This is a genomic window from Dolichospermum planctonicum (assembly GCF_005402965.1).
GTDB classification, from domain to species: domain Bacteria; phylum Cyanobacteriota; class Cyanobacteriia; order Cyanobacteriales; family Nostocaceae; genus Dolichospermum; species Dolichospermum planctonicum.
Window position 1 is genome coordinate 34,544 of sequence record NZ_BJCF01000041.1, and the last position, 9,744, is coordinate 44,287.

The 9,744-nt window shown below is 40.3% G+C and carries 8 protein-coding genes; 3 read left to right on the forward strand and 5 right to left on the reverse strand.

Translation table 11 applies throughout. The features are described 5' to 3' along the window. The first annotated feature begins 561 nt into the window (after positions 1 to 561). The 3 genes from upp to FFO06_RS16175 all read left to right on the forward strand — a co-directional run bounded on the left by upp (position 562) and on the right by FFO06_RS16175 (position 2,157). Positions 562 to 1,215 (forward strand): uracil phosphoribosyltransferase, encoded by a 654-nt coding sequence (gene upp / locus FFO06_RS16165; protein WP_137908954.1) that lies wholly within the window; start codon positions 562 to 564, stop codon positions 1,213 to 1,215. Positions 1,216 to 1,290: 75 nt separating this feature from the next. Continuing rightward, positions 1,291 to 1,614 carry a ssl2009 family thylakoid membrane protein gene (locus FFO06_RS16170; RefSeq protein WP_137908955.1) on the forward strand — a complete coding sequence of 108 codons (324 nt, stop codon included), beginning with the start codon at positions 1,291 to 1,293 and terminating at the stop codon, positions 1,612 to 1,614. 264 nt (positions 1,615 to 1,878) lie between these two features. Continuing rightward, the gene (locus FFO06_RS16175; RefSeq protein ID WP_137908956.1) at positions 1,879 to 2,157 is read left to right on the forward strand and encodes a YggT family protein; all 279 of its coding nucleotides are present in this window, start codon (positions 1,879 to 1,881) and stop codon (positions 2,155 to 2,157) included. Positions 2,158 to 2,234: 77 nt separating this feature from the next. Here FFO06_RS16175 and FFO06_RS16180 read toward each other — a convergent pair whose 3' ends face one another. From FFO06_RS16180 to FFO06_RS16200, 5 genes are all read right to left on the reverse strand, one after another. Continuing rightward, entirely contained in the window at positions 2,235 to 3,431 is a 1,197-nt protein-coding gene (locus FFO06_RS16180; RefSeq protein ID WP_137908957.1) for an RNA-guided endonuclease InsQ/TnpB family protein, read from the reverse strand. 240 nt (positions 3,432 to 3,671) lie between these two features. Continuing rightward, a complete protein-coding gene (locus FFO06_RS16185; protein ID WP_137908958.1) occupies positions 3,672 to 4,103 on the reverse strand; it encodes a hypothetical protein in 432 nt (143 codons plus the stop codon). A gap of 322 nt (positions 4,104 to 4,425) precedes the next feature. Next, entirely contained in the window at positions 4,426 to 5,667 is a 1,242-nt protein-coding gene (gene argJ, locus FFO06_RS16190) for a bifunctional ornithine acetyltransferase/N-acetylglutamate synthase (protein WP_137908959.1), read from the reverse strand. 427 nt (positions 5,668 to 6,094) lie between these two features. Then, the gene (gene gatB, locus FFO06_RS16195) at positions 6,095 to 7,576 is read right to left on the reverse strand and encodes an Asp-tRNA(Asn)/Glu-tRNA(Gln) amidotransferase subunit GatB (RefSeq protein WP_137908960.1); all 1,482 of its coding nucleotides are present in this window, start codon (positions 7,574 to 7,576) and stop codon (positions 6,095 to 6,097) included. A gap of 185 nt (positions 7,577 to 7,761) precedes the next feature. Continuing rightward, on the reverse strand, positions 7,762 to 9,744 hold a 1,983-nt coding region (locus FFO06_RS16200), incomplete at its 5' end, for a Calx-beta domain-containing protein (protein ID WP_201275476.1).

Sequence of the window (9,744 nt, forward strand, 5' to 3'; positions counted from 1 at the left end):
AGAAGAGGGTTTTATCCAGAAATCCTCTCGACCATTGACTTACAGCAAGTAGCTTTGAGTGAGGTACATCTTATGCGGGCAAGATGCCCGCACCACAAGAGTTTTATGATTAATATCTGTACTTGATCAGACCGGAAACTGCTGTAAAAACAACAATGGGACTTACGTAAGTGTCACACCAAAAATCTGTTGTCGGGTGTTTTACTACTGCTTGAGTGAGGTACATCTTATGCGGGCAAGATGCCCGCACCACAAGAGTTTTATGATTAATATCTGTACTTGATCAGACCGGGAACTGCTGTAAAAACAACAATGGGACTTATGTAAGTGTCACACCAAAAATCTGTTGTCGGGTGTTTTACTACTGCATGCCTGCAAATAAACAGATTGTTGATATCTGAAGTGGTTGGTGAGCTTGCCGAACCACACCCTACCAAGGTGCCAGTTGCTTCAGTCCTGAAGAAGATCCCTGATTTCTTAAAGAAGTCAGGGATCTGACTTTATATAGCAGTATGATAGTTTTTTAGTTCTTAATATAATAACGGGCTGCCTTTTTTCTTTATGACGCAACAACAACTGCGTATTTATGTCCCACCTCACCCCTTAATTCAGCACTGGTTGGGAGTTGCCCGTGATGTAGCTACGCCATCGGTATTATTTCGTTCTGCTATCACTGAGTTGGGCAGGTGGCTAACTTATGAAGCTACTAGGGAATGGTTGCCCACCCAAGAAACAATGGTCCAGAGTCCCCTAGCTGCCTGTCCAGCGACTTTTATTGACTCTCGCATACCTGTGGCTGTTGTGCCGATTTTGCGGGCTGGTTTGGGCTTATTGGAGGGATCTGCCGGTGTACTACCTTTGGCTTCAATTTATCATTTTGGTTTAGTACGCAATGAAGAAACCTTAGAACCTACTTGTTATTTGAATAAACTCCCCGAAAAATTTGACCCGGAAACCAGGGTATTAATTACCGAACCAATGTTAGCTACAGGAGGTTCTATAATGGCAGTAATGGCGGAATTAACCCAAAGAGGTGTTGATTCCACTTTAACTCGGATTGTTTCTGTGGTTGCTGCACCTGTGGCTTTACAAAAGTTGGCTGCTGTCTATCCCGGTTTAACCATTTACACCGCTACTATTGACGAAACGGTTAATGATCAGGGATATATTGTACCAGGATTGGGAGATGCGGGCGATCGCATTTTTGGGACTTAAGCTAGGGTGCAGCTAAGGCTGGAAAATAGCTAAGGTATTTTCAAAGTTGCTTATTTTCTAAAAGGCGTTAAAAATATGAGTCAGCAAGATGGTTTTGGTAGTGGTTTTCTCCTGGGAACATTAATTGGTGGTGTGGTTGGGGGTGTTTTGGGTGCGGTGATTACCTCTAGATTAGACTTAACAGCAAACTCAGAAGAGGATAATGGGTTAACTGTTGGCGAAAATAATGAACCAGGGGCAAATAGAAAAAGACGAATGCGGGCTTCAGCTAATGAAAATTTAGAGATAGAAGCCACCAGGCGATCGCTCGAAGATAAAATCGCCCAACTTAATGCCACAATTGATGATGTGCGGCAGCAATTGGGAAATGTCAAGAGTATTAATATTGGCAATGAATAACCCGGTGTCAGAATCAGGTGGTTATCGAGCGAAGTCGAAATAATGTCCGAGATTAAAGGATGAAGACAGAGATTGTATCACAAATTACCCATTACCAATTACCCATTACCAATTACCCATTACCCATTACCCATTACCCATTACCCATTACCAGTAATTAGTAGTTATATTGTATATTGATTACAAGCCACACAATATGACTTGCACTAAATTAAAATCAATCATGAATCTATGTTTGACATTTAACAGGAAAGTCACCCGGCCATGAATTTACTCATTACAACCCTAGCCACTTTTGTCACTTTTTACAGCTATTTGCTGATTATTCGGGTCTTACTAACTTGGTTTCCCACTGTTGACTGGTCTAGTCAACCATTTGCGGCTTTAAGTCAAATTAGTGACCCATATTTAAATCTATTTCGTTCCATTATTCCTCCTTTGGGTGGTATGGATTTTTCTCCTATCCTAGCATTTCTGGCTTTAAACATAGTTGGTGATCTTTTGAATAATTTAGCCCGTGTTACTTTAGTCACAGGGTTTTAAGGCACAGGTCACTTACTCAAGATAGTGAGGGTAATTCTTGACGCTCCCCGCCCTATAGAGGGACGGGGATTCTTGTTTCAATGAGCAACCTTATTCAAACTTGTTACCAAGTCTGAGCAGAGGGTAATCTCTCCACAAGCGTTATTAGTTTCCGTCCGCCCGACGGTACTTAAATCATAGCCAGTTTGTTTTAGTGCTTTAGTTAGGATGTTAATTGCAGCATTGTGGTCACGGTCGAGAACACAACCACATTTACAAACATGAGTTCTAACTGATAGGGATTTTCTAACTATTTCTCCACAATGAGAACAATTTTGAGAAGTATATTGTGGTGCAACAGGTACAATTACACGACCATAGACTTTACCAAAATATTCTAACCATTGAGTAAACAATGACCATCCAGCATCACTAATTGATTTGGCTAATTTGCTATTCTTAACCATATTTTTCACTTGCAGTTTTTCAAAGGCCACTAAATCGTTAGATTTAACTACGCACAATGCTGTTTTCACAGCAAAGTCTTTACGTTGACGTGAAACTTGCAAATGTTTTCTACCAAGACGGTTAATAGCTTTTTTGCGATTATTAGAACCTTTCTTTTTGCGACTAACTTTTTTCTGTAATCGTTTTAAAGATTTTTCTGATTTCCGCAAATGCCTAGGATTATCAATTTTATCCCCTTGAGAATTAGTGTAGAAACTGTTAAGACCAACATCTAAACCAACGGTTTTACCTGTAGCATTGATGTCAATATTCCGTTCTGCATCTACACAAAACTGGATATAGTAACCGTCAGAACGTTTAACTATCCTAACTCTCTTTATTTGCTTAATCTGGTAAAAATGTAAATCCCAAGTTCCAATTAATTTCAACTGACCAATACCACATTTGTCTATGAAAGTAATGTGCTTACGGTAATCTAAAAGTTTCCATCCACTTGTCTTATATTCAACTGAACGGTTATTTTTTTGAAATCTGGGATAACCCTTCTTACCTGGAACTTTTGCCTTACAATTATCAAAAAATCGCTTAATTGCAAAAGCAGTTCTTTCTGCTGCTGCTTGTCTAGCCATGGAATTTAATTTATCAGCAAAATCAAATTCATTAGCTAATACCGCAGTGTGTTTATTCAGGTCGTAATATTTAACATTTTGATTGTCCATCCAAAAGCGCAAGCACTTATTACGGATGAATTGGGTTATCCGTATAGCCTGATCAATTTTTTGATATTGCTGCTTTGTGCCTTTGGCTTTAAATTCAAAAACAATCATTTTTTTATTACTAATTCGACCTGTTTTCAGTATAGTATACTTTAGGGAATTAGTCAATCCCTAAGATTGGTAAAAATGAAACTACCCTCTCTCACGATTAAGCTGCGCTTAATATCCCTTGAAGGGTGTTTAATTTTTACCCGCCTTACATCCCCACCCTGTAGAGGGATGGGGTATTACAGCGTTTTCTGATGAATTACTCTCACTATATATCATGTAAAATATATCTATATCCAAAGATTACCTTCTTACTTTACCGCTGAAGCCAGCCGCTTTAAACTGTTTCAATTTCAATGGTAAAGGTTGATTACTAGGTACAGAAATTCTCAATTCAAAATCACTGACTCCTGGGGGAACTTCAGCTATGCCACCGAGACGAGTACGATTTTGTAGTATAGGATCATTATTTCTATCATAAATGCGCCCAAAAATGTCCGCATCATAGACGGTTTTATTTGTGCTGTTGTTAGCTTTACCTGTGACTATAAAACAAGTAGCAGAATTTGAACCGCTGCTAGTTACCACTCCAGTCGCTAGTTCTAAAGGACAATCATGGTAGGAAATATCAGATAATTTAATCTGTGTTAAAGCTAAAGCGGTGGGAGTCCCTATCCAGGAAAGTAACCCCATAAAACCAGCAATAACAATGAAGCGAATTGAGTTTAAACGCATAAAATACACCAGTGAAAATTTCTTAAATAGGGCTTGCTGAATAAGTTGTTTGTGAGGGAAGGGAACAGGGAACAGGGAACAGGGAAGAGGGAAGAGGGAACAGTTTTAACTGTTTGGATATCCTCAATTACCTTACAGGACTAACTACAAGCCGCACCCCAACGGTTTCTATGATCAGTATATTTTTGTTATTTAAACCTAATTCTAGACTAATTTCAGGTGCGAGCAATGGCAGGACTTAAGCAACTGATATAATATTCTAACTGGTATTGAGGACTTTAGTCCTGTGTTCGAGATACTAGGAGCTAAAGCCACGATTTTTCTAAGTTGTATACTCAGCGTTAATCCTCACATAATCATAACTCAAATCACAACCCCAGGCTTTACCTGTACCATGACCATTTCCCACACCAACGGAAATTAACACCGTATCTGACTGTAAATACTCACCGTGAACCGCTGCTTTTAAATATGCACTAGCTGCGGCTTTATCAAAAGCTAAAGGTTGACCATTTTCAAAGAGTAAAATATCCCCTAATTTAATGGAGAGGTTGTCTTGTTCAAAAGGTACACCAGACCGCCCCGCAGCCGCCGCTATCCGTCCCCAATTCGGATCATGACCAAAAATGGCCGCTTTCACTAAAGACGAGCCAACAATGGTTTTGGCGATTTGTCGGGCTGATAATTCATCATAAGCACCCGTAACCTGTACCTCTATTAAACAAGTTGCACCTTCTCCATCACGGGCGATCGCTTTAGCTAAATGTTGACAGACATAAGTTAACATAGCTTCTAACTTCTCCGCTTCTGCACCCATTTCTGTAATTGCGGGAGTGCGAGATTCACCATTTGCTAAAGCGATTAAACAATCATTTGTACTCGTATCACCATCCACTGTGATCGAATTAAAACTTCTATCTGCTGCTCTAGTTAACATTTGTTGCCAAAGTGTAGAGGATACAGCAGCATCACAGGTAACAAAAGCTAACATTGTCGCCATATTGGGGTGAATCATTCCCGAACCCTTAGCAATACCACCGATACGCACGGGACGATCATGTATAATGGTTTCTAAAGCAATAGATTTTGTGACTAAATCTGTGGTAATAATTGCCCCTGCGGCTGCATCCGAACCTGTGTCGGAAAGCGCTGCGACTACCTTGGGTATACCATCCCGCAGGATATCCATTTTAATTCTTTGACCAATTACACCAGTGGAAGCTAATAAAATAGATTCCGGGTTAATATTTAATTCCTTCCCTAATAAATCAGCACTTTCTTGAGCGTCCTTAACTCCTTGTTCACCGGTTGCAGCGTTAGCTTGTCCCGCATTACAAAGGATAGCTTTAGCACTATGTTTCCCTTGTAACACTTGCCGACAATAATCTACACAAGCTGCTTTGACATGACTAGTAGTAAATACACCAGCGGCGATCGCTTCCACATCTGATACAATCAAAGCTAAATCTGGTAATCCCGAAGCCTTTAGTCCTGCTGTAATTCCCGCTGCTTTATATCCTCGTGCTGCTGTCACACCACCCGGAATTATTTGCCAATTTGCCATAATTTTGTCCACAATTATTATATTGCCTTTGTTATTAAAATACATTCTGCTGCTAGTTTGATATCAGCGTCCAGTATTTATGTCTATAAGTAATTTTATCCGTTGATGACAATTTTTTTCTCAAAAAATTTCCAACCAACCGACCATAAACCGACCCTAAAGACCATAAGTAATCACAAATTACGAAATAAATCAAATAATTTATCTTTATCTGCGTTTATCTGCGTTCATTTGCGTTTAATTATCCTCAAAAATAAAAGAGAGCCATTTAATGGCTCTCTAAAATCATCAGGGTGCATCTACCTAGCACATTATATAATTCTAGCGCCAAGGGGTTAAACCCCTTTTTTTACTTTACCGATAAAAAAAGAGCTAAATTAGCTCTCCCAATCATCAAGTTGCGTCTTGTTATCAGATAATAATTACCCTACATTGGACTATTGAGTTTTTCCTCTACTAATTGATTAGTCAGTTTCGGTTCTGCGCGTTTATCGGTTTTTTTCAGGACTTGTCCCACGAAAAAGCCTTTCAGGTTGGTATTACCTTTGCGGTATTTTTCTACCTGTTGAGCGTTAGTAGCAATGATTTCATCAATAATGGGTTCAAGAATGGTACGATCTGAGATGAGTTCTTGACCAGCAAAAGCCGTTTCTGGAGAAACACCATTTAATAAATCTGTGAGTTTTTCCTTAGCTTGGGCGTTACTGATTTTACCATTTTCAATGCGGGTAATTACATCAGCCAAATTAGTAGCAGTCAGTTTAATTTCTGATATAGTCAGTTTTTGTTTATTCAAGTAAGCCGCAATATCCTGAGTAATCCAGTTAGCTGCGGCCTTGGGATTTGCACCTAAAGCGATCGCCCTTTCAAAATAATCTGCGACTGGTTTATCCTCAGTTAAAACCCTAGTATCATAAGCTGAAAGTCCCAACTGATTCTCATAATCATGGCGTTTTTGGGCGGGTAGTTGGGGTAATTCATTTAACCATGTATCTAATTCTGTTTGAGTAACCTCAATGGGTGCTAAATCTGGTTCAGGGAAGTAACGATAATCACTAGAACCCTCCTTAACCCGCATACTGCTGGTGCGTTGTGAACCTTCTTCCCAGAGACGAGTTTCTTGAATAATTTTCTCTCCTGATTCAATAGCGGCTATTTGACGCTCAATTTCATAATCAATCGCTTTTTGAATCGCACTAAAGGAGTTCATATTCTTAATCTCTACCTTAGTACCAAATTTCTCTTGTCCCACAGGACGCACAGAAATATTCACATCACAACGTAGAGAACCTTCCTGCATATTACCATCACTAACACCAAGATAACGGACAATGCGCCGTAGTTCTTGGGCATATTCAGCCGCTTCTTGTCCCGTCCGCAAATCCGGTTCAGAAACAATTTCCACCAAAGGAACACCAGCGCGGTTATAATCTACAAGAGAGTAGGTAGAACCAGAAAGCCGTTCACTCCCTGCGTGAACAAGCTTACCCGCGTCCTCTTCCATGTGTAAGCGGGTGATACCAATGCGTTTACGTTTGGGGTTTCCTGTATCATCTACCAATTCAATTTCTATCCAACCATGTTCAGCTATGGGTAAATCATATTGGGAAATTTGGTAATTTTTAGGTAAATCAGGATAAAAATATTGTTTGCGATCGAATTTACTATACCGAGCGATTTGACAATTCAAAGCCAAACCGGTTTTAACAGCGTATTCGAGAACTTTAGCGTTAAGTACAGGTAAAACACCAGGTAAACCCATGCAAACTGGGTCAATGTTAGTATTAGGGTCAGCGCCAAAAGCAGTAGAACTGCTGGAGAAAATTTTTGTATTGGTACTGAGTTGACAATGGGTTTCTAAGCCAATAATTGCTTCATATTCAGTTTTAACGGGTGTGGCTGTGGTCATATCCAAGTTTTACAGTTTTTACTCTACAGTTTTTACTCTTTGGTACTATTTTAGCGGTTTTGTTTAGCGGTTTTGTGCCAACATGAATAGGATTTACGCCGCATATCCCATATTTTGCACTTCATGTTGTAATATAGCTTGAATTTTGCTATATGTTGGGAGATACAGCATTGCTGTATCCCAAATCAGGAAACTAAAGCAATCAAAATAAAATCGCTACTAGCAAGGGTAATATCAAGATTCCCTAAACGAGCAAACTCAAACACCGTTCCTGTACCCAAAATATTACCATCCTGATTATAAAATAAACTACCAGTGCTTTGACTATAAACAATCCGGGCATTACTAGCGTTGACCAATTCATCATCATTAACAACTGCGAAATCAGTTAGAGACTGTCCTAAAGTGTTAGTAATGGCGTTGAAAGTTCCCAGATTGAGAGCAATTTTGTCCTGTCCGGCATCAAACTGAGTAATATAATCAACACCTAAACTGCTGCTAAATACCCCATTACCTTGGAAGTGATATTGATCATTACCGAGTCCTCCTGTGAGAATATCATCACCGAGTCCTCCCCACAAAATGTCATCTCCTCCTAGTCCTTGCAGTTGGTCATTTCCATCACCACCATTTAAGGTATTATTTAGAGCATTACCTGTGAGACGGTCATTTCCTGTACCACCTGTGGCATTTTCAATCACATTATTAGCAGAGAGAATCAGTTTAAGATTACTATTGACCGTTTGTGAAGTTGCAACACCCAAATTCACATTTACAGCAGCAGTCGTCCCCGTCAAGTCAAGATTATCAATACCCCCTGTGGTCGTTTCCGTAATTGTATCCGTTCCCAAGGGGCTGGAAGCTAGGAAACTATAGGTATCATTTCCATCAAGACCGATCAGGATATTGTTGGCGCTATTACCTTGGAGAACATTACCCACGGCATTACCTGTACCGTTGATAGCTGCTGTTCCGGTTAAAGTCAAGTTTTCCACACCACTGGGCAGAGTAGTAGTCACAGAAGCACTGAGAGTATCGGTGATGGTTGTGGTAGCCGTTATTGCAGTGCCAGGGGTAGCATTGGTGGCGGTAGTCAAGTTGAGAGTAAAGGTTTCATTAGCTTCATTCAGAGAATCATTGAGAATGGGAATATTGATGACTTGACTGGTAACACCAGGGTCAAAGGTGAGAGTTCCGCTGGTGCTGGTATAGTCTAATCCTGCTATGGCTGTACCGTTAGCAGTGGCATATTGGACGGTAATAGTTTGGGTGCTAGTGCTGGAAAGAGTAACGGTATAAGTAACGTTTTGAGGGTTGGTATTACCTTCAACTATGGTCTGGTTAGCACTGAGGTTAAGATTAGGCAATAAGTCATCATTAGTAATAGTTCCTATGACGGCTGTGGTTGTCCCAATGGTGTAATCTGTTCCTGTTGCCAATGTTAAAGCCACAGTTTCATCACTTTCAACAATGGTATCGGCTGTGGGGTCTATGGTTAAAGTGGCTGTACTTGCACCCGCAGCAAAGGTAATTGTTTTACCTGTTCCGGGTGTTGCACCAGTGTAGTCGCTACTGTCGGCAGTCCCGGCAATGCTGTAATTGACGGTTAAAGCATTGGTGGTAATACCACCAGATCGGGTGAAGGTGTAAATTAGGTTGGTTGTACCGTCTTCACTAACGCTGGTGGGAGATACTGCTAAGGTAATGATGGGAAGAGTATAGCTAAAATAAGTTCCTGTGAGACTCAAACCTGTTTGATTTCGGACTATACCAATGAGTTCATCTAGTTCTGTTCCGGGTTTATTGATTAATATTTGAGTGTCCACACTGACAACAGCCAGGAGGTAATTACTGCTTGTTCCTTGCAGTTGAATAATATCTCCGATGTTGAAGTCGGTAATGTCGGCATAGTCGTTACTACCATTAGTTAGAGTATTGCCATCATCATAATAAACCTTGGTAGCATTTCCTAAGATAAAGCGATCGCTTCCTGCTCCACCTGTGAGGATATCTTTCTCTCCTAATCCGGGAGTAAGACTTGCTCCATTACCTGCATCAATAGTGTCATTACCATCACCCGCATTAATGCTATCGTTCCCATCTTCAGTATTAATGGTATCGTTCCCAGTACCTGCATTAATGCTATCATTCCCAGCACCGCTATTAAT

Excerpts from the sequence above, each read along its gene's own strand:
- FFO06_RS16185 (WP_137908958.1), bottom strand. The coding sequence starts at position 4,103 with ATGCGTTTAAACTCAATTCGCTTCATTGTTATTGCTGGTTTTATGGGG.
- FFO06_RS16170 (WP_137908955.1), top strand. The coding sequence starts at position 1,291 with ATGAGTCAGCAAGATGGTTTTGGTAGTGGTTTTCTCCTGGGAACATTA.
- upp (WP_137908954.1), top strand. The coding sequence starts at position 562 with ATGACGCAACAACAACTGCGTATTTATGTCCCACCTCACCCCTTAATT.
- gatB (WP_137908960.1), bottom strand. The coding sequence starts at position 7,576 with ATGACCACAGCCACACCCGTTAAAACTGAATATGAAGCAATTATTGGC.
- FFO06_RS16175 (WP_137908956.1), top strand. The coding sequence starts at position 1,879 with ATGAATTTACTCATTACAACCCTAGCCACTTTTGTCACTTTTTACAGC.
- FFO06_RS16180 (WP_137908957.1), bottom strand. The coding sequence starts at position 3,431 with ATGATTGTTTTTGAATTTAAAGCCAAAGGCACAAAGCAGCAATATCAA.
- argJ (WP_137908959.1), bottom strand. The coding sequence starts at position 5,667 with ATGGCAAATTGGCAAATAATTCCGGGTGGTGTGACAGCAGCACGAGGA.